This window comes from Streptomyces ferrugineus (genome assembly GCF_015160855.1).
In the GTDB taxonomy this organism is placed as follows: Bacteria; Actinomycetota; Actinomycetes; order Streptomycetales; family Streptomycetaceae; genus Streptomyces; species Streptomyces ferrugineus.
Genome location: NZ_CP063373.1, coordinates 7,099,751 through 7,119,237 on the forward strand (window position 1 = coordinate 7,099,751; position 19,487 = coordinate 7,119,237).

General features: G+C 71.6%; 19 protein-coding genes and 2 pseudogenes. 12 read left to right on the top strand and 9 right to left on the bottom strand.

Annotated elements, in window-relative coordinates; all coding sequences use genetic code 11:
- The first annotated feature begins 127 nt into the window (after positions 1 to 127).
- Positions 128 to 499: a thioredoxin family protein gene (locus IM697_RS31830; RefSeq protein WP_194039535.1), complete on the top strand. Its 372-nt coding sequence runs from the start codon at positions 128 to 130 to the stop codon at positions 497 to 499.
- 24 nt (positions 500 to 523) lie between these two features.
- Here IM697_RS31830 and IM697_RS31835 read toward each other — a convergent pair whose 3' ends face one another.
- A complete protein-coding gene (locus IM697_RS31835; protein ID WP_194039536.1) occupies positions 524 to 1,111 on the bottom strand; it encodes a rhodanese-like domain-containing protein in 588 nt (195 codons plus the stop codon).
- An 81-nt stretch (positions 1,112 to 1,192) separates the two neighbouring features.
- Here IM697_RS31835 and IM697_RS31840 point away from each other — a divergent pair, with 81 nt between their 5' ends.
- Positions 1,193 to 1,489, top strand: a complete 297-nt coding sequence (locus IM697_RS31840; RefSeq protein ID WP_194039537.1) for a metal-sensitive transcriptional regulator — start codon at positions 1,193 to 1,195, stop codon at positions 1,487 to 1,489.
- 21 nt (positions 1,490 to 1,510) lie between these two features.
- Here the strand turns inward: IM697_RS31840 and IM697_RS31845 are convergent, their stop codons facing one another.
- Genes IM697_RS31845 through IM697_RS31855 form a run of 3 tightly spaced genes read right to left on the bottom strand, consistent with a single transcriptional unit; the run spans position 1,511 to position 4,064 of the window.
- On the bottom strand, positions 1,511 to 2,257 hold the full coding sequence (locus IM697_RS31845) for a sulfite exporter TauE/SafE family protein (RefSeq protein ID WP_194039538.1): 747 nt from the start codon (positions 2,255 to 2,257) through the stop codon (positions 1,511 to 1,513).
- Positions 2,254 to 2,625: a rhodanese-like domain-containing protein gene (locus IM697_RS31850; RefSeq protein ID WP_194039539.1), complete on the bottom strand. Its 372-nt coding sequence runs from the start codon at positions 2,623 to 2,625 to the stop codon at positions 2,254 to 2,256. The genes IM697_RS31845 and IM697_RS31850 overlap by 4 nt, the downstream gene beginning before the upstream one ends.
- Complete coding sequence (locus IM697_RS31855; RefSeq protein WP_194039540.1) at positions 2,622 to 4,064, bottom strand: MBL fold metallo-hydrolase; 1,443 nt, start codon at positions 4,062 to 4,064, stop codon at positions 2,622 to 2,624. The genes IM697_RS31850 and IM697_RS31855 overlap by 4 nt, the downstream gene beginning before the upstream one ends.
- A gap of 172 nt (positions 4,065 to 4,236) precedes the next feature.
- Between IM697_RS31855 and IM697_RS31860 the strand changes: the two genes are divergently transcribed.
- Complete coding sequence (locus IM697_RS31860) at positions 4,237 to 4,641, top strand: DUF302 domain-containing protein (RefSeq protein ID WP_194039541.1); 405 nt, start codon at positions 4,237 to 4,239, stop codon at positions 4,639 to 4,641.
- A gap of 435 nt (positions 4,642 to 5,076) precedes the next feature.
- On the opposite strand, the gene IM697_RS31865 is transcribed toward IM697_RS31860, so the two are convergent.
- Positions 5,077 to 5,838: a cation efflux transmembrane domain-containing protein gene (locus tag IM697_RS31865; protein WP_194039542.1), complete on the bottom strand. Its 762-nt coding sequence runs from the start codon at positions 5,836 to 5,838 to the stop codon at positions 5,077 to 5,079.
- Positions 5,838 to 6,173, bottom strand: coding sequence for an ArsR/SmtB family transcription factor (locus IM697_RS31870; protein ID WP_194039543.1), 336 nt, complete (start codon positions 6,171 to 6,173; stop codon positions 5,838 to 5,840). Before IM697_RS31870 ends, IM697_RS31865 begins: the two co-directional genes overlap by 1 nt.
- Before the next feature lie 131 nt (positions 6,174 to 6,304).
- Between IM697_RS31870 and IM697_RS31875 the strand changes: the two are divergent.
- Positions 6,305 to 6,725, top strand: a pseudogene (locus tag IM697_RS31875) (GNAT family N-acetyltransferase); the annotation flags it as partial.
- A gap of 396 nt (positions 6,726 to 7,121) precedes the next feature.
- On the opposite strand, the gene pflA reads toward IM697_RS31875, so the two are convergent.
- Positions 7,122 to 7,847 carry a pyruvate formate-lyase-activating protein gene (pflA, locus tag IM697_RS31880; protein WP_194039544.1) on the bottom strand — a complete coding sequence of 242 codons (726 nt, stop codon included), beginning with the start codon at positions 7,845 to 7,847 and terminating at the stop codon, positions 7,122 to 7,124.
- A gap of 8 nt (positions 7,848 to 7,855) precedes the next feature.
- Positions 7,856 to 10,126, bottom strand: coding sequence for a formate C-acetyltransferase (gene pflB, locus IM697_RS31885; RefSeq protein ID WP_194039545.1), 2,271 nt, complete (start codon positions 10,124 to 10,126; stop codon positions 7,856 to 7,858).
- 232 nt (positions 10,127 to 10,358) lie between these two features.
- Between pflB and IM697_RS31890 the strand changes: the two genes are divergently transcribed.
- From IM697_RS31890 to IM697_RS31915, 6 genes and pseudogenes are all read left to right on the top strand, one after another.
- Positions 10,359 to 11,549, top strand: a complete 1,191-nt coding sequence (locus IM697_RS31890; protein ID WP_456114997.1) for an IS110 family RNA-guided transposase — start codon at positions 10,359 to 10,361, stop codon at positions 11,547 to 11,549.
- A gap of 340 nt (positions 11,550 to 11,889) precedes the next feature.
- Entirely contained in the window at positions 11,890 to 12,354 is a 465-nt protein-coding gene (locus tag IM697_RS31895; protein ID WP_194039546.1) for a cyclic nucleotide-binding domain-containing protein, read from the top strand.
- 60 nt (positions 12,355 to 12,414) lie between these two features.
- A pseudogene (locus tag IM697_RS45135) lies at positions 12,415 to 12,624 on the top strand (CBS domain-containing protein); the annotation flags it as partial.
- A gap of 136 nt (positions 12,625 to 12,760) precedes the next feature.
- Positions 12,761 to 13,420 carry a LuxR C-terminal-related transcriptional regulator gene (locus IM697_RS31900; RefSeq protein WP_194039547.1) on the top strand — a complete coding sequence of 220 codons (660 nt, stop codon included), beginning with the start codon at positions 12,761 to 12,763 and terminating at the stop codon, positions 13,418 to 13,420.
- Between the two features lie 156 nt (positions 13,421 to 13,576).
- Entirely contained in the window at positions 13,577 to 14,959 is a 1,383-nt protein-coding gene (locus IM697_RS45605; protein WP_265582683.1) for a hypothetical protein, read from the top strand.
- 266 nt (positions 14,960 to 15,225) lie between these two features.
- Entirely contained in the window at positions 15,226 to 16,488 is a 1,263-nt protein-coding gene (locus tag IM697_RS31915; protein ID WP_194039550.1) for an MFS transporter, read from the top strand.
- 16 nt (positions 16,489 to 16,504) lie between these two features.
- On the opposite strand, the gene IM697_RS31920 is transcribed toward IM697_RS31915, so the two are convergent.
- Positions 16,505 to 17,407 (bottom strand): LysR family transcriptional regulator, encoded by a 903-nt coding sequence (locus IM697_RS31920; protein WP_194039551.1) that lies wholly within the window; start codon positions 17,405 to 17,407, stop codon positions 16,505 to 16,507.
- Between the two features lie 146 nt (positions 17,408 to 17,553).
- Between IM697_RS31920 and IM697_RS31925 the strand changes: the two genes are divergently transcribed.
- The gene (locus IM697_RS31925) at positions 17,554 to 18,534 is read left to right on the top strand and encodes a fumarylacetoacetate hydrolase family protein (RefSeq protein ID WP_194039552.1); all 981 of its coding nucleotides are present in this window, start codon (positions 17,554 to 17,556) and stop codon (positions 18,532 to 18,534) included.
- Positions 18,531 to 19,487 carry a cyclase family protein gene (locus tag IM697_RS31930; protein WP_194039553.1) on the top strand — a complete coding sequence of 319 codons (957 nt, stop codon included), beginning with the start codon at positions 18,531 to 18,533 and terminating at the stop codon, positions 19,485 to 19,487. Before IM697_RS31925 ends, IM697_RS31930 begins: the two co-directional genes overlap by 4 nt.

Sequence of the window (19,487 nt, forward strand, 5' to 3'; positions counted from 1 at the left end):
CACCCATCCCGCCGACCCGCCGCTGCGGCTGGGTGAGGAGGCGCTCGCCGGTCCGCCTGGAACAAACCGGGACCGGGCGCGGTTGAACCATATACCCCGCTGGGTATATGAGAGGAGCGCGGACGCCATGCCGACCGTGGAACTGACCAAGGACAACTTCGAGGAGATCGTCACCGGCTCGGAGATCGTGCTGATCGACTTCTGGGCCGCCTGGTGCGGACCGTGCCGGAGGTTCGGCCCCGTCTTCGAGAAGGCGGCCGAGCGCCACCCGGACATCGTCTTCGGCAAGGTCGACACCGAGGCCCAGCCCGAACTCGCCGGGGCGTTCCGGATCTCCTCCATCCCCACCCTGATGGCCGTCCGCGACCGCGCCGTCCTGTACGCCGAGCCGGGCGCGCTGCCGCCCCAGGCGCTGGAGGAACTCATCGGCACGATCCGCGCCGTCGACATGGCCGACGTGCGCCGGCAGGCCGCCGCGAAGTCGGCGTCCGGCAGTTGATCCGGACGCCGTCCGCGGCAGAGGTCAGCGGCCGCGCAGGGCCGCGAGCGCGGCGTCGAGGTCGGCCGCGCGCGGGCGATTGTGGGGCAGCTTGCCGAGGACGACCGCCATGCCGCAGGTGTCGGTGACCGCGGAGAAGACGAGGCCGGCCGCGATGCCGGCCGACAGCAGCTGGAAGGCCGGATGCACGAGCAGGCCGAGCACGAGACCGAGGAGCACCACGGCGCCGGCCGTGAACCGCACCTGGCGTTCCATGCTCCACCCGGACCTGGTGTCGCAGGCGGCCGGACGGTGCAGATCGTGCCCCTGCGCGGCCCAGGCGCCCGTGCCTCCGGCCAGGGTGGCCGTCGCGATCCCCTGTGCGGCCAGCAGCTTGCAGGCGTTCTCGGAGCGGGCGCCGGAGGCGCACACCACGAGGACGTCACCGCGCCCGGCGGCGTGCCGTATCTCCGGCAGGGCGCGCCTGACCTGGTCGAGGGGGATGTTCACGGCGCCGGGCAGGTGGCCGGAGGCGTACTCGACGGGTGTGCGCACGTCGATGACGGTGAGCTCCTGCAGCCGGGTGCGAGCCTGGTCCGCGCCGAGGGTGACGGGGGTGGGTGAGCTGGTCATGGCAGATGTGATCCTTAATGGTCGACGCCGTCCCGAACCGGGACGTACAGTACCCCTAGGGGTATTTTCTGAGGAGTGGTCGTGGAACTGGAGCTCGAGGGTGCGGACCTGAAGGCCGTGCTGAACCGGCTGCGCCGTGCGCAGGGTCAGATCTCCGGTGTGATCCGGATGATCGAGGAGGGACGCGACTGCGAGGACGTCGTCACACAGCTCGCCGCCGCCTCACGCGCACTGGACCGTGCCGGTTTCGCGATCATCGCCACCGGCCTGCAGCAGTGCGTGGCGGACATCGAGTCCGGCCGCAAGAACGGTACGGACGGCGAGGACCCGGCCGCGATGCGCGCCCGGCTGGAGAAGCTGTTCCTGTCGCTGGCGTGAGGACTGTTGCCACGACGGCCGTCACAGCGTCGCGTCGACGAGCATGAAGGCCGCCACCGCCAGCAGCACCACGGCGAAGATCCGCTGCAGCGCGCGCCCGGAGACCTTCGCGGACAGCCGCTTGCCGTCCCACGCGCCGAGGATCGCGGCGCCGACGAAAGGCCCGACGACCGCCCAGTCCAGCCCCTCCACCGTGCCGGCGCGCGTCGCCAGCGCGGCCAGCGAGTTGACGGTGATGACCAGCAGACTGGTACCCACCGCCTCGCGCATCCGCAGGCCGAGCACCCCCACCAGCGCCGGTACGGCGAGGAAGCCCCCGCCGACGCCGAGGACACCGGTGACCGCGCCGAGCCCCGCCCCGGCGGCCGCCGCCCGGCCGGGTCGTACCGGCGCGACGGTGTCCGCGTGCGGGCGGGTGCGCAGCATGCGCAGGGCGGCCACTCCCGCCACCACGGCGAACACCGCCGTCAGCACGGCCGCCGGAATGCGGGCGGCCAGCGCCCCGCCCAGCATCGCCGGGCCGATCCCGGCCGCCGCGAACAGCAGTCCCGTGCGCCATCGCACATGACCGTCGCGGGCATGTGCGACCAGGGCGGTGACCGAGGTGAGCGTGACGATGACCAGGCTCGCGGTCGTGGCACCGACCGGACTGAAACCGAGCAGATAGATCAGCGCGGGCACGGCCAGCACACTGCCGCCGCCCCCGAGCGCGCCGAGCGCCAGGCCGATCACCGCCCCGCCGGCCAGGGCGAGTACGAGTGCGCTCACGCGACGGTGCCGTTCCCCCCGCGCGCGTCCACCACCGGCAGACCCGCGCCGGCCCAGTCCTTCATGCCGCCGATGACGTCCACGGCCTCCGCGCCGCGGGCCGCCAGCAGTTCGGCGGCCTGCCGGGAGCGGTTGCCGGAGCGACAGATCACGACCAGGGGCCGCGCCTGCGCCTGAGCGGGCAGTGCGCCCCCGGCGGCCAGCACGGACAGCGGCACGTGCACGGCTCTCGGAGCGTGCCCGGCCTGCCATTCGTACGGCTCGCGCACGTCCAGCAGCACGGCGTCGCCCCCGTCGCCGGTGCGCGCCGCCGCCTCCCGGACGCTCACGCGGCCCGGCGCCTTCCGGCTCCGTCGGAAGATGCTCATGTCGGTTTCTCGCTCCTGTTTCCCATGTCGTATTTCCCATGCCGTACGGAAGGTCGGCGGCGGCTGGCGCCGTCCGGGGTGCGGATGGTGAGTCCGGCCTTCTCGGCCGCGTCGAAGGAGTCGTCCACGGCGACCACCTCGCGGCCGGCGGCGTCCAGCAGGGAAGCGGCGATGGCCGCGCGCATGCCGCCCGCGCAGTGCACCCACACCTCGCCGTCGGGCACCTCGTGCAGTCGGCGGTGCAGGGTGTGGATCGGAATGTGGACCGAGCCGGCGATGTGTCCGCCCGCCCGCTCCGAGTCGCGCCGCACGTCGAGGACGGCGACTTGCTCGGCCGGACGCCGGTCCGCGAGATCGGCGAAGGACGCCCGTGGGAAGGAGACCGGCTTGTCGCCGTCGCGCACCCAGTCGGCGGGCTCGCCGGTGGCGGCTGCAGCCGGCCGGTCGATGCCCACCCGGGCCAGCTCGCGCTGGGCGGCGGCCAGTTGCCCGGCCGACTCGGCGAGCAGGGTGACCGGCTTGCCCCACGGGATCAGCCAGGCCAGATAGGTGGCGAGCTGCCCCTCCGCCTCGAAGTTGAACGAGCCCGCCACATGCCCTTCCGCGAACGCGACGCGGTTGCGCAGGTCCACCACCCACTCCCCCGCCGCCAGCCGGCCGGCGATCTCCTCGGCGTCGGCCACCGCGGGCGGGGTCAGGTCGACCGGGGCGGGTCCGGCGGCGTTGACCGGGCCCATGTGCGCGTAGTAGGCGGGGATGTCGTCCAGGCCGGCCAGCAGTTCGGCGACGAACGTGTCCACGTCCCTGGTGAGGGCCTCGTTGGAGACCTTCTCCTCGCCGATGGTCGTGTCGCTGCCCTCGGCCTGGGAGGAGGAGCAGAAACTGCCGAATCCGTGCGTCGGCAGGACGGCCGTGTCGTCGGGCAGTTCCGCGGCCAGCCGGTGCGCGGAGGCGTGCTGCTCCCGGGCCAGCCGCTCGGTCAGCCGCGGCTCGACCAGGTCGGGCCGTCCTACGGTGCCGATCAGCAGCGAGCCGCCGGTGAACACCGCGACCGCCGCGCCGTTCCGCTCCAGCGCGTAGGAGGTGTGGTGCGGGGTGTGACCGGGGGTCGACAGCGCGCGCAGCACGAGGCCGGCGGCGGCGTCGATCTCGGTGCGGTCGCCGTCGTGCACCGGGACGCGTGCGAAGGAGACGCGGGCTCCGGCGGGCACCAGGTACGCCGCGCCCGTGAGCCGGGCCAGCTCCCATCCGCCGGTGACGTAGTCGTTGTGCACATGCGTCTCGACGACGTGCGAGATCCGCACTCCGCGTCGAGCGGCCGCCGCGATCATCCGATCGACGTCGCGCGGCGGATCGACCGCCACGGCCGTGCGCTTGCCGCCCGCCAGATAGCTCCGGTTGCCGAGCCCCGACACCTCGATCGTGTCGACGAAGAACACGAGGTACTCCCTTCCGGTGAGAATTACCCCAGGGGGTATACCTCCGAAGGTAACATGTACCCCGGGGGGTATTCCAAGGGGCAGGGAAAGCCCCGGGGAACACCTCACGAGTACCTCGCACAGGACCGGACACCCGTCCCGCTCGCGCGAGCCGACGAGAAAGGCCACCACCATGCGCTACGACCGCACGGTCCGCCTCGACACCGACTTCGCCACCGCCGTCGCCCGCACCCGCGACGCCCTGGCCGCCCAGGGCTTCGGCATCCTCACCGAGATCGACGTCACCGCCACCCTCAAGGCGAAGCTCGACCACGACATGGAGGACTACGTCATCCTCGGCGCCTGCAACCCGTCACTGGCCCACCGCGCCCTGGACACCGACCGCTCCATCGGTCTGCTACTGCCGTGCAACGTGGTCGTCCGCAGGGACGGCGACCGCACCGCCGTACAGGCCCTGGACCCGAACACGATGGTCGCCCTCACCGAACTGGACGCCCTGCGCCCAGTCGCCGAGGAGGCCACCCGCCGCCTGGACGCGGCCCTGGGCTCGCTGAGCGGGGCCGAGGCCGAGAGCTGACCTCACCGCGAGCGACCCTGCCGATACCGGAAGGCGCCATCTCACGCGGAGCCACGCCACCGCCACCGGTGCCGGAGCCCTGGGGCTTCCCCGTCGCCGTGGGGCTGTCCGGCCAGGTGACCCGGCATGCGCTGACCGATGCCAACGAGCCGCCTCATACACAAGCTGACCGAAACGGCCACCGCTCCGGGCACCTGGCCGACGCACCGCCGCAAGGGACTGGGCAGCCTGGTCATGCGAACACTGGCGAACACCGCCGTCGACGGGGGCTCCTCGGCGGCGGTGCCAGGTGCGACGGTCGAGGGGCGAGCACTGTACGAGTCCCTGGGCTGGCGCACCCACGGCCCGCTGACGGGCCTGGTCCGCGATGTGCCACCGGAACGCCGAGTGAAGTCAACTCGGTACGACCCGGCATGCGTGTCTCCACGGTGTGGCTTATCGAGCCATCCGGTCAGGCCCAGCCGATGACCGGTCGCTCGACTCCTCCTGAGGTCCGCGGCAGGTGCACCCGGAGGCGCAGCCGCAGTCGTCCGTGGCCGCCTCGGAGACGCCCGTGACCGGCACGGCGCAGCACGTGTGGCCGCGCCACGCCTCCCTGCCCTCCTTGACCGCGACGGCCGCGATCACCAGCGCGGCGATCGGGTCCGCCCACGACCACCCGAAGAGGGAGTTGGCGAGCAGCCCGACGAGGAGGACCGCCGACAGGTAGGTGCACAGCAGGGTCTGCTTGGAGTCGGCGACGGCCGAGGCGGAGCCCAGTTCGCGTCCGGCGCGGCGCTGGGCGGCCGAGAGGAACGGCATGACCGCCAGGGAGAGCGCGGCGAGCACGATGCCCGGTGTCGAGTGCTCGGCCTCGCCGGTGCCGGTCAGGGCGCGGACCGATTCGACGGTGACGTAGGCGGCCAGGGCGAAGAACGAGATCGCGATGATCCGCAGTGCGGTCTTCTCGCGCGCTTCGCGTACGGCGTGCTCACGTGCCGAGAACTGCCAGGCGACGGCCGCGGCCGAGGAGACCTCGATGACGGAGTCGAGGCCGAAGCCGACCAGGGCGGTGGAGGAGGCGATGGTGCCGGCGGTGATCGCGACGATCGCCTCGACGACGTTGTAGGTGATGGTCACCGCGACCAGAAGCCGTATGCGCCGGGCCAGTTGGGCACGCCGGCTCGGGGTGGGGCCCAGGGATATCGGCTCGGGCATCAGCAGCAGCCCTTCTCCTCCGCGTCGAGGCAGGTGCGGTCCGCCTCGACGGCGAGGACCGCTCCGCGCAGGTCGTCCAGGGCGTGACCGAGGCGGGCGTCGGCCAGTTCGTAGCGCACGCGTCGGCCTTCGGGGAGGGCGACGACGATGCCGCAGTCGCGCAGACAGGCCAGATGGTTCGACAGCCGGGTGCGCGAGATCTCCAACTCCTCGGCCAGATCGGCCGGGTGAGCAGGCGCTTCGCGCAGGGCGAGCAGGATCCGGCAGCGGATCGGGTCGGCGAGCGCGCGGCCGAAGCGGGCGAGGGCGTCGATGTCTGCGGCGATGGTGAGCACGGCTCAACAGTACACGGAATCCTGAATCCAGGAAATCCTGAACTACAGGGCTCCCCCCCGACGACCCGGTGGGTGAGTCACCACGCGGCCACCACGCGGCCCTTGCCCGGCCCTCGGTCAGGGTTCATCCCGCGATGGACACCGGCGTGGTCGAACTGGGTGCGGTCGATGTGGCCGAGATGCTCGACGATGCTCGACCTCGCCGCGCGGACCGGACCGGGACCTTTCTGGCCCCGCGCCCACGAACTCGGCACCTGTCTCGGCATCCGCGACGACGGTCGGCTGGTGGCCATGGCGGGCGAACGGCTCCGGCCTCCCGGGTGGGCCGAGATCAGCGCCGTCCGCACGGCCCCCGAGGCACGCGGGCAGGGCCACGCGGCCCGTCTGGTGAGCGCGCTCGCCGCACTCATCCGGTCCCGGCACGAGCGTCCCTTCCCGCACGTGGCCGAGACCAACACCGCCGCGATCGCGCTCTGCGAACGGCTCGGCTTCGAAGGCCGCGAGCACGTGACCTTCCGCGGCTTCCGCACACCGGCGGGCCGCGGTTCCTGACCGAGCCGGCCTTCGGCACCCCGGGCACCCGCGCCTCGGGCCGCGCCCTGCTCGCCGAGGTCCCGGTGACCCCGACCACCCCGCCGTCGGCTTCGTCCCGACCGGCTCGACCCGCTCGGCCGGTGAGGGCCGTCCGGGCCTTCACCAGGGGCCCATCGGCCCTTGGCTCCGATCATGGCGCGAGGGACGGTAGACACAGGAGCGGCACCGATCCCCCGCGGTGTCGCTCCGTCCGCGCGCGGGCCGAGTGGTGCAGCACCGCGTGGGTGACCCGGCCCAACCGCGGCCCGAGGTGCCGGTGGTGCCGCTCGGCGCCGATGACCCCGCGCGGTGGGCGGATCTGGTCTTACCCACGCTGCCGACCGCCGTGGCCCCCTGCCGGAGGCGGGCTCTGGATCAGTAGGCCGGCACGCCGTGCGCCCGGAAGCGGGCGCGGACGCGCTCGATCAGGTCGGGGCCGGGGACGGGGGTCTCGCGCAGCGGGAACGGGACGCCGAGGGCGTCGTACTTCGCGGCGCCGAGCTTGTGGAACGGCAGGACGTCCACGCGGTCGACCGAGCCGAGGCCCGCCACGAAGCGGGCCAGGCCCGCTATGGACTCCGGCTGGTCCGTCCAGCCGGGCACCAGGACGTAGCGGATCCACATCGGGATCCCCAGCCGGTCGAGGCGGGTGGCGAAGTCGAGGGTGGGCGCGAGGTCGCCGCCGGTCAGCCGTCGATAGGTCTTGACGTCGAAGGACTTGATGTCCAGCAGGACCAGGTCGGTGTCGGAGAGGAGTTCGTCGCCGGCACGGGCGCCGAGGAGGCCGGAGGTGTCGAGTGCGGTGTGCAGGCCGGCCTGCTTGCAGCGGCGCAGGACCTCGCCGGTGAATGCGGACTGGAGCAGCGGTTCGCCACCCGTGACGGTCACTCCGCCGCCGGCCGCGGTGATGAACGCGCGGTACTTCTCGATCCGCGCCATCACCTCGTCTACCGTGGTCTCCCTGCCGTCGCGCATGTGCCAGGTGTCGGGGTTGGCGCAGTACAGGCAGCGCAGCGGACAGCCGGAGAGGAAGAGGACGAACCGGGTCCCGGGACCGTCCACGCCGGTGGACAGGTCCCAGGAGTGGATCCGGGCTCTCACCGCGGTCCTCACAACGACCCGTGGAAGGTGCGGCTGATCACGTCGAGTTGCTGCTCACGGGTCAGCCGCACGAAGTTCACGGCGTACCCGGAGACACGGACGGTCAGGTCCGGGTACTTCTCCGGGTGCTCCATCGCGTCCTGGAGCGTGCTGCGGTCCAGGACGTTGACGTTCATGTGGAAGCCGCCCTCGGCCATGTACGCGTCGAGGATGCCGACCAGGTGCCCGGCGCGCTCCTCGGGGCAGTGGCCCAGTCCCTCCGGGGTGATCGTCGTGGTCAGGGAGATGCCGTCACGGGCGTGGTCGTACGGCAGCTTGGCCACCGAGAGCGCGGAGGCGGCCACCCCGTGCCGGTCGCGGCCGTTCATCGGGTTGGCGCCGGGGGCGAAGGGCTGTCCGGCGCGGCGGCCGTCGGGGGTGTTGCCGGTGTGCTTGCCGTAGACGACGTTCGAGGTGATCGTCAGCACGGACTGGGTGTGCTCGGCGTCCCGGTGGGTGGGGTGCTCGCGCACCCGTGCCATGAACGACTCCACCAGGCCGACGGCGATGCTGTCGGCGCGGTCGTCGTTGTTGCCGTAGGCCGGGTACTCGCCCTCGACCTCGTAGTCCACGGCCAGGCCGGTGGCGTCCCGGATCACCTTCACGCGCGCGTGCCGGACCGCGGACAGACTGTCGGCGGCCACCGACAGGCCGGCGATGCCGCAGGCCATGAAGCGGTGCACCGGGTGGTCGTGCAGGGCCATCTCGATGCGCTCGTAGGCGTACTTGTCGTGCATGTGGTGGATGACGTTGAGCGCGTCCACATAGGTCCGGGCGAGCCAGTCCAGCACCCGGTCGTACGCGGCTGTGAGCTCGTCGTAGTCCAGGTACTCGCCCGTCAGCGGGGGCATCTCGGGGGTGATCTGCTCGCCGGTCATCTCGTCCCGGCCGCCGTTGACCGCGTACAGCAGCGCCTTGGCGAGGTTGACCCGGGCGCCGAAGAACTGCATCTGCCGGCCGACGGCCATCGCCGACACACAGCACGCGATCGCGGTGTCGTCGCCCGTGCACGGTCGCAGCAGTTCGTCGGACTGGTACTGGACGGCGCTGGTGTCGACGGAGACCTGGGCGCAGAACTCCTTGAACCCGGAGGGCAGCGCCGGCGACCACAGCACCGTCAGGTTCGGCTCCGGTGCCGGGCCCAGGTTGTAGAGGGTCTGCAGGAAGCGGAAGGACGTGCGGGTGACCAGCGGGCGGCCGTCGGCGCCGATGCCGCCGATGGACTCCGTCACCCAGGTCGGGTCGCCGGAGAACAGGGCGTCGTAGTCGGGGGTGCGCAGGAACCGTACGATCCGCAGCTTGATCACGAAGTCGTCGATCAGCTCCTGGGCGCGGGTCTCGTCGATGAGGCCCTCCGTCAGGTCCCGCTGGAGATAGACGTCGAGGAAGGTCGACGTGCGCCCCAGGGACATGGCGGCGCCGTTCTGCTCCTTCACGGCGGCGAGATAGCCGAGGTAGAGCCACTGCACGGCCTCGTGGGCGGTGGTGGCGGGGCGGGAGACGTCACAGCCGTAGGTGGCGGCCATCCGGGTCAGCTCGCCCAGTGCCCTGATCTGCTCGGCGAGTTCCTCGCGGTCGCGGATGACGTCGGCGGTGGAGGGCCGGCCGTCCAGCAGGGCCCGCTCGGCCTTCTTGGCCTCGATCAGCCGGTCCGTGCCGTAGAGCGCCACCCGGCGGTAGTCGCCGATGATCCGGCCACGGCCGTAGGCGTCGGGCAGGCCGGTGATGATGCCGGCCTTGCGGGCGGCCCGCATCTCGGGCGTGTACGCGTCGAAGACGCCGTCGTTGTGGGTCTTGCGGTACGTGCCGAAGACGCGCGTGACGAACGGGTCGGGTTCGTAGCCGTACGCCTTCAGGCCGTTCTCGACCATCCGCAGCCCGCCGTTCGGCATGATCGCGCGCTTCAGCGGGGCGTCGGTCTGGAGGCCGACGATCAGTTCGCGGTCACGGTCGATGTAGCCGGGGGCGTGCGAGGTGATCGTGGCGGGGGTGGCGGTGTCGACGTCGAGGATTCCCCTCGCACGCTCCTGTGGGAAAAGAGCACTGACCTTCTCCCAGACGGCGCGGGTGCGGTCGGTGGGGCCGGTCAGGAAGGACGCGTCGCCTTCGTACGGCGTGTAGTTGTCCTGGATGAAGCCGCGCACGTCGACGCGCTCGCGCCACTGCGTGCCGGCGAAGGCGCGCCAAGCACCGGCCGTCCGGTTCTCTGCGGTCACGGTCACGGTCTCGGTGACGGTCATCGGGGTCCTACCTTTCAAGGGGGTCAGAACTGGTCATTCGTAAGATCGGTGGGCCCAGGGGCTGCGGGTATGGCTGTCATCGGAGAGCCGTTGGATGGCTCAAGGAACTTGGCCGCCCGGAGCTCCGCGACGACTCGACCGCCAATTGGGAGATGCGACTCGATCGCTGTGTAGGACCACGCCGGCGAGGTCGTCTGCGGGATTGATCGACGACGAGCTGGCGGAGGTGACCGTGCCCCAGATCTGGGCCGGAGTGGACATCGGCAAGACGCATCACCACTGCGTGGTGATCAACACGAATGGTGAACGGCTGTTGTCCCGCCGCGTCCAGAACGACGAGTCCGACCTGTTTCAGCTGATCGGCGACGTGCTGGCGATATCCCCGGACGCGCTGTGGGCCGTCGACCTCAACCACGGCGGGGCCGCGCTGCTGCTCGGCTTGCTGGTCAACCACGGCCAGCCGGTGGCCTATCTGACCGGCTTCGCGGTTCATCGCGCGTCGGGCACCTACCGGGGCGAGGGGAAGACGGACGCCAAAGACGCCTTCGTCATCGCCGACCAGGCACGCGTCCGGCGTGACCTCGGCCTGCTTCGGCCGGGCGACGACATCGCCGTCGACCTGCGCACCCTGACCGCCCGTCGCCTGGATGTGGTCTTCGACCGAACCCGGCAGATCAACCGGCTGCGAGCCCAGCTCCTGGAAATCTTTCCCGGCCTGGAGCGGGCGCTGGACCTGACCCTCAAGGGGCCAGTCATGCTGCTGACCGGCTACCAGAGCCCGGCCGCCATCCGTCGCGCGGGTGTTCGGCGCATCGAGACCTGGCTGAAGAACCGTAAGGTCCGCGGCGCCGCAACGCTCGCCCGCACGGCCGTGGAGACCGCCCAGGGGCAACTGACCGCGTTGCCCGGGGAGAAGCTGGCTGCCGCCATGGTGGCCCGCCTCGCGAAGGCGGTCATGGACCTCGATGCAGAGATCGCGGAGCTGGAGACTCTCATCGAGGCGACATTTCGTCAGCACCCGCACGCTGAGGTGATCCGCAGTCTGCCTGGCATGGGTCCCAGGCTCGGAGCGGAGTTCATCGCCGCTACCGGCGGCGACTTGGGTGTCTTCGGCAGCTCCGACCGCCTGGCCGGATTCGCCGGACTGGCTCCACAGCCACGCGATTCCGGTCGGGTCAGTGGAAACCTGCGCCGGCCTAAGCGATATCACCGTGGACTGCTGCGGACGCTGTATTTGTCGGCGATGGTCAGCCTGCAGTGCTGTCCGGCCTCGAAGGCCTACTACGACCGGAAGCGGCGGGAGGGCAAGGGACACAAGCAAGCACTGCTGGCTCTCGCTCGCCGCCGGGTCAACGTGCTGTGGGCGATGATCCGTGACGGAGAGTGCTACCACGAGACACCTCCCGTCACACTCGCGGCTTGACATCACGATTGGGAAGTTCCCTCTCGATCTCGCTCCGGTGCGCGGCCACCGCGTCCCGTACGGCACTCACCACGAACGTCACCGCCGTGGAGATCACCAGAAGGACCGCGAAGCGCCTCCAGAAGCCAGGCCTCAATGACGCACCCACATCGCACTCCCTCCTCGGTCGGGGGCCTTTCACGTCTCATGGAACCTTCGGACCGGGGTCCACGGCGGGTGCCGGAGGTCTCCTGGTCGGTGCCGGGTGGCCCGTCTCTCGGGACCGGGTGGCCCATGGGCCGCCGCCGGTCGCGGGCGCACGCTGGCCTTGGAGGTCCCTGCACCCGTCGGGAGGCACGCCATGATCACCACGCCCGCGCCCAGCATGCTGCGCGCCCTGCCCGTCGAGCACCGGCAGCGGCTCATGGGTCTCGCCAGCGAGGTGTCCGTCCCGCAGGGGACACGCCTGTTCGAGGAGGGCGGGAAGGCCGACCGGTTCTGGGTCATCCGCACGGGCACCATCGAGCTCGACATGCGGGTGCCGGGCCGGCGCCCGGCCGTCGTCGAGACCCTCCGGCACGACGAACTCATCGGCTGGTCCTGGCTGTTCACCCCGCACGTCTGGCACCTGGGCGCCGAGGCGACGACCCCGGTGCGGGCGTACGAGTTCGACGCCGAGGCCGTCCGGTCGCTGTGCCGGGACGACCCGGCCCTGGGCCGAGCCGTCACCCAATGGGTCGGCGACGTGCTCGCCCACCGTCTGCGCTCCGCCCGGACCCGACTGCTGGACCTGTACGCCCCGTACGGCTCGGGCGGCTTCGGCTGAGCGTCCCCCCAGGAGCCGGCGCGAGGAAGGGACCACCATGCACGTCGGCGTCGTCTCCCGGCCGACCTGCCGCCCAAGGAAGATTTCCGCGACAGCGACTCCGACCTCCCCCACCTTCGGCTTCGCCGCCTGTCCGACCGGGAGTCCATCGTCAGCAGGGCGGATCTGCTCAAGGTCTTCCTGCGCTACGGCGAGGAGATCGCCGAGGAGGTGCGGCGCGAGGTCGTCGCCCCGCTCTTCCCGCCACCGGGATCGGCGATCTGCGTCCAAACGGTACGACGGGCCCGACCGAAGCCGTGGCCTACCTCCTACTCCGTCCTTACGAGAGCTGCGGTAACGTGGTGAACGAAACCGTTTCGTTCCGACTGGCAGGCCGCCACCCGCCTCCCCCAGGAAGAAGACAGGCATGGTCTCCGTACTCGTGGTGAACGACCAGTCCCTCCAGCGCCTCGCCCTGCGCATGCTCCTCGGCGCCGAGCCCGACCTGATCATCGCCGGGGAGGCAACGAGCGGGGCCGAGGCGGTCCGGATGAGCGCGGAGCTGCGCCCCGACGTCGTCCTGATGGCCGGCCGGATCTCCGGCCCGGACGGCGTCGAGACCGTCCGCCACATCACCCGGCACCACACCCCCCGCGTCCTGATGCTCACCCCGGCCGGCCACGAGGAGTACGCCTACGCCGCCCTGCGCGCCGGTGCGGACGGATTCCTCCTCGAGAACGTCGCCCCTGACGAACTGGCCTCGGCCGTCCGCGTCGTGGCCGCCGGGGACGCCGTCATCACCCCGACCCTGACCCGTGCGCTCGTCGACGCCGTCCGCGACCAGCGCTCCATGCCCGCCCTGCCGCACGCCTCCGGGCTCGACACCCTCACCGGGCGCGAGCGCGACGTCCTCGTCGCCGTCGCCGCCGGCTGGTCCAACGCCGAGATCGCCGAACGGCTGTCGATCGCGCCGACCACCGTGAAGACGCACGTCAGCAACATCCTGGCCAAGATCGGCGCGCGCGCCCGGGTGCAGGCGGTGACCTTCGCCTACGAGTCCGGTCTCGTCCGGCCCGCGGCTGCCTGACGCCGGGCCAACTGGCCTCCCATCGCTACACCATCCGGTGGCCTTTGGCCGCCGCGATGTTATTCATATCAGCCGATTTCCTATCCATTCCACTGTCCGGCTCTTGGTGCTGACCACCCGTCACGAGGCCCTGAACCAAGTCGAGGAGAGTGGAAGATGACGACATCGCCGAGATGGCGATCTGTTCTGACGCCGGCCGTCATGGCCGCCGCGCTCGCCGCAGCCGCCCTGGCGAGCGGGGGCACCGCCTACGCCGATGACCACAAGACCACCCACCCGCCACACCCGGGCAAGCCGGCCCACCCGGCCGCGCACGCACCGAAGCCCGAGTACCCGGCGAAGCCGGCGCATCCGGGCCACCCGGTCAAGCCGGCGTACCCGGTAAAGCCTGCCTACCCGGTGAAGCCGGCCCATCCGGGCCACCCGGTCAAGCCGGCGTACCCGGTAAAGCCTGCCCATCCCGCCAAACCCGCGTACCCGGTGAAACCGGCCCACCCTGCCAAGCCCGCGTACCCGGTAAAGCCGGTCAAGCCCGAGCATCCGGCAAAGCCTGCGTATCCGGTGAAGCCTGCGTATCCGGTGAAGCCGGCCAAGCCCGCGTACCCGGCCAAGCCAGCCCATCCGGTGAAGCCCGCCTACCCGGCGAAGCCCGTGAAGCCCGAATACCCGGCCAAGCCCGCGTACCCGGCCAAGCCGGCCAAGCCCGCCTATCCCGCGAAGCCCGTTTACCCCGCGAAGCCGGCCAAGCCGGAGTACCCGGCCAAGCCTGTCTACCCCGCGAAGCCCGTTTACCCGGCGAAGCCCGCCAAGCCCGCGTATCCGGTCAAGCCCGCGTACCCTGCGAAGCCCGCGTACCCTGCGAAGCCCGCGTACCCGGCCAAGCCCGTGAAGCCTGACTACCCGTCAAAGCCCGCGTACCCAGCCAAGCCTGCATACCCGGCGAAGCCCGCCTACCCGAGCAAGCCCGCCTACCCGACCAAGCCGGTGAAGCCCGAGTACCCGGCCAAGCCGGCCTACCCCAGCAAGCCCGCGAAACCGGCCTACCCCGCCAAGCCCAGCTACCCGAGCAAGCCCGCATACCCCGCGAAGCCGGCCAAGCCCGCGTACCCGGCCAAGCCGGCCTACCCGAGCAAGCCCGCCTACCCCGCAAAGCCGGCCTACCCCAGCAAGCCCGCCAAGCCCGCCTACCCCGCCAAGCCGGCGTACCCCGCCAAGCCCGCGTACCCGGCGAAGCCCGCGTACCCGGCGAAGCCCGCCTACCCCGCGAAGCCCGCCTACCCCGCGAAGCCGGCCAAGCCCGCGTACCCGAGCAAGCCCGCCTACCCGGCCAAGCCCGCCAAGCCGGCGTACCCGTCAAAGCCCGCCCACCCGGTGAAGCCCGCCTACCCGAGCAAGCCCGCCCACCCGGTCAAGCCGGCCTATCCCTCCAAGCCCGCTCACCCGGTCAAGCCGGCCTACCCCTCCAAGCCCCACTACCCCTCAAAGCCGCACTACCCCTCCAAGCCCACCCACACCAAGCACCACAAGGGCCAGTGGTAACCAGGAGCAGCTGGTCCTCGCTGGTGCAGCCCCGGTGATGCCGGGCCCGGTCGATCCGGGCCCGGCATCGCTGGGTTGGGAGTCGTGGGCGCTGTACGCCGGTTGCCGTCATCCACTCCATGGATGAGCCGGATACGGGATTCGGATTGCCCTGAGGATGGCGGCGGGGCACGGGGCGGCCCATAGTCATGGCTACCGCATGCCCCGCGCGCCGTCGGCGCCCGTCAGAGGCATGCCCGCTCCCGCTGTCCGTCCCTGGAGTCGCCATGCCCGGTTCCGTCCCATCGCCCGTCGCGGAGACCGACGCCGTCGCCTCGCCGCCGCCCGTCTCGGGCCCGGCGCATGTGGTGCGCGTGACCCTGCTGATGGCGGGCAGTTGTCTGCCGATCCTGGGTGCCGTACTGATCGCCCCGGTGCTGCCGAAGATGCAGGACCACTTCGCGTCGGCACCGGGAGCGAAGGCGCTCGTTCCGCTGGCGCTGACCGTCCCGGCGCTCTCGCTGGCGCTGCTCGCCCCGTTCGCCGGGGTGATCGTGGACCGGCTGGGCCGCAAGCGGCTGCTGGTCGTCGCGACCGTCCTGTACGCGGTCTTCGGCACGGCACCGCTCTGGCTGGACTCGCTCGGCGGCATCATCGCGAGCCGGGCTCTGGTCGGTGTCGCCGAGGCCGCCATCATGACCTGCTGCACCACGCTGATCGGCGACTACTACAGCGGTCACCGCCGGGTGAGGTACCTCGCCCTGCAGACCATGTGCGCCTCCGCCTCGGCGACCGTCTTCTTCGTACTCGGCGGCGCCGTGGGCGGGGCGGGCTGGAAGGCGCCCTTCTGGATCTACGCCGTGAGTCTGGTCCTCGCTCCGCTGATGATCTCCGCGCTGCCCGCCCCGGCGGACGCGCGGGCCGCCGGGGCGGGCAGGCCGACCGAGCCCCGTCGCCCGTTCCCCTGGCGGCATCTGGCCGGCATCTGTGCCCTCACCTTCTTCGGAGCGATGGTCTTCTACACCGTCCCGGTCGAGATGTCGTATCTGCTCGACGACCTCGGCGTGGCGGACTCCGGTGTGATCGGGCTGTCCACCGCCGTCGCGAGTGCCGCGACCGTGGGCGGCGCGATCACGTTCGCCCGTCTGAAGCGCGCCCCGGACCCGATGCTGCCCGCCGTCCTGGCGCTGTGCGCGGCCGGCTTCGGCGTGATGTTCCTGGCGGGCAACGCGCCCCTGCTGGTCGTCGGGGCGGTGATCAACTGCCTGGGTACGGGCATGCTGCTGCCGGCCCTGCTGACCGGCGCCATGTCCCGGCTGGCGTTCGAGGACCGCGGCCGCGGTACGGGGCTGTGGATGGCGGCCTTCTTCGGCGGCGAGTTCGTCTGCCCGCTGGTGCTGCTCGCCGGGGAGTCGGCGGTCGGCAGCCTCGCCGGGGCGGTGGGTGTGCTGGGGCTGGCCTCGGCGCTGGTCGCGGCGGGGCTGTGGGCGGCGGCGAGGCGCCGGGCGGGCGTGGTCGACCCGCGGCCCCTGCCGGAGCAACTGATCTGACGGCGCGTCCCGGCGCTCACCCCAGCGTCGCCCCCACCTCCGCCGCCTTCCTCCGCAGCCAGATGTGCGCCGCGTCCTGGGCATGTACCGGATGCCACCACAACGCCTCCTGCACCGGCACCGCCTCGAACGGACAGGGCAGCACCCGTACCGCCGCCGCACGCGCGGCTCCCCGCGCCAGCCGTTCCTGGATCATGGCGACCCGTCGGGTGCCCTCGACCATGTGCGGCAGCAACTGGAAGGTCTGCACGGACACTTCGACCCGGGGGCTGATGCCGATCATGCTGAGCTGCCGGGCGGCGGGGGCGTCGTAGGGGCGCTGGTAGACCGCCCAGGGGAGCTGCGAGAGCTGGTCGAGGGTGAGTGCGTCGCCGACCTCCGGGTTGTCGTCGGCGACCAGGCAGAGCCAGCGGTCCTGATGGAGATCGACCGCGGGGAAGCCGTCGATGACGCCGTGCGGCAGCAGCAGCCCGTCGACGGTGCTCAGCACGGTCGCGGTGCTCTCCACCACCGACGGCGTCGAATGCTGGAACACGAGCCGGATCCCGGGTGCCTCCCGGTGCAGGGCGCGGGCGAGCGCGGCGCCGAACACGGCGGCGCCGTAGTCCGAGGCGAGCAGCGTGAACTCGCGGCTCTCGGCGGCCGGGTCGAAGTCGGCCTGGCTGGTGAAGACGCGCTCCAGCAGGTCGCAGGCGGTGGCGCTGCGGTCCCGGAGGGCGACGCCGAGCGGGGTCAGCTCATAGCTGTTGCCGGTGCGGGCGAGCAGTTCGTCGTCGAAATGGCGGCGCAGCCGGGACAGGGCCGCGCTCATCGCCGGCTGGCTCAGTCCGACGCGCTCACCGGCCCGCGTGACGTTGCGCTCCTCCAGCAGGGCGCGCAGGGCGACCACGAGGTTGAGGTCGAGTCGGGACAGGTTCACCGGTCACCACCAGACAGAAGGGAGTCCCGCACGGGGGCCCCGAGTATCAGATATCCACGGCATGGATGGGATGCATCCACAGGATCTATTTCCGTGATCTGTCGATCGAGGTCAGAGTAGACCGCAACCCAGCGGGAGGAAATCTGATGGCAACGCTCGCGCTACCTGCCGGACCGTTCGCGCTCGGCACGTTCTCCGCCCCGGACGGGGAGCCGTTCCCCGGTCTCCTGGTGCAGGAACGGGTGCTCGACCTCAGCGGCGCCCTGGACCGGTCGCCGTCCGACGTGCGAGCGGTGCTGGAGCGGTGGGAGGAGACGCTCCCCCTGCTGCGTGCCCTGGCCGAGGACGACGGCCGTGGCTGGCGGCCGCTGGAGGGTCTGCGGGTGCACGCGCCCGTCGAGCCCCGGCAGATCTTCCAGTCCGGCGCCAACTACCGGCAGCACGTGATCGACCTGGAGGTCGCCCACCGCTCGCCCGACGATCCCCGCACGGTCGAGGAGGCGCGGGCCGAGATCGCCGCGGTCATGGACCGGCGGGCCGCCGAGGACCTGCCGTATGTGTTCACCGGCCTGCCCAGCGCCGTCACCGGCCCGTACGACGATGTCGTGCTCCCCTCCTGGGCCGAGAAGCCGGACTGGGAGCTGGAGCTGGCGGCCGTGATCGGCCGGCCCGCGCATCGGGTGTCCGTCGACGAGGCGATCGGGTATGTCGCGGGGTACACGATCGCCAACGACCTCACCGACCGTGCCACCGTCTTCCGTCGGGACATGAAGGCCATCGGCACCGACTGGTTGCGCTGCAAGAACGCCCCGGGTTTCACCCCGCTCGGCCCGTGGCTGGTGCCGGCCGAGTCGGTCGCCGACCCCGGTGATCTGCGGGTCACCCTCAAGCTCAACGGCGACACCATGCAGGACGAGTCCACCAAGGACATGCTCTTCGGCGTCGCACGGCTGGTGTCGTACGTCTCGCGGACCGCTCGGCTCCTGCCGGGCGACCTGGTGTTGACGGGCAGCCCGGCCGGCAACGGCATCCACTGGGGGCGGCTGCTGCGGGCCGGCGACGTGATGGAGGGATCCATCACCGGCCTCGGTGCCCAGCGCACCCGCTGTGTCGGGGAGACGTCGTGAACCGCGACGACCCCGAGGGCGCGATAGCCGAGGCCGCGAAGGCGTACTCCAACTGGGGGCGCTGGGGCGCGGACGACGCGCTCGGCACACTCAACTTCCTCGACGCGGCCAAGCGCCGGGAGGGCGCCGCCCTGGTGCGACGCGGCGTGAGCTTCTCGCTGTCGCAGCGGTTCGACATGAACGGGCCGCAGAAGGGCTGGCGCCGGCGGACGAACCCCGTGCACACCATGCTCGACACGGGCACCGACGCCGCTCTCGGCAACCAGGGCTTCCCGCACGGCATCGGCGGCGCCGACGACGTGATCGCGATGCCGTTGCAGTGCTCCACCCAGTGGGACGGGCTCGGGCACATCTTCGACCACGGCCACGCCTGGAACGGGCGGGCGGCCGAGAAGGTCGTCACCTCCGACGGCGACCTCGTCACCGGCATCGAGCACATGGCGCCGTACGTCGCCGGGCGCGGTGTCCTGCTGGACGTGGGGCGCGTCGTCGGCGAAGGCGGGGAGCTGCCCGACGGGTTCGCCGTCACCGAGGAGCATCTGACCGCGACCGCCGAGGCGCACGGGGTGTCCGTCGGGCGCGGCGACATCGTCGTCGTACGGACCGGGCAGCTGGCCCGCGCCAGGCGCGACGGCTGGGGCGACTACGCCGGTGGACCCGCACCCGGTCTGTCCTTCGGCACCGCCGGCTGGCTGCACCGTACCGAGATCGCCGCGATCGCCACCGACACCTGGGGGTTCGAGGTGCGGCCGAACGAATTCGAGAACGCCTTCCAGCCGCTGCACCAGGTCGTCATCCCCAACATGGGTCTGCTGATCGGCGAGATGTGGGACCTGGAGGCGCTCGCCGAGGACTGCGCGGCGGACGGCGTCCACGAGTTCTGGCTCACCGCCGCTCCCCTGCCGATCACCGGCGCGGTCGGGTCGCCCGTCAACCCGATCGCCGTCAAGTAG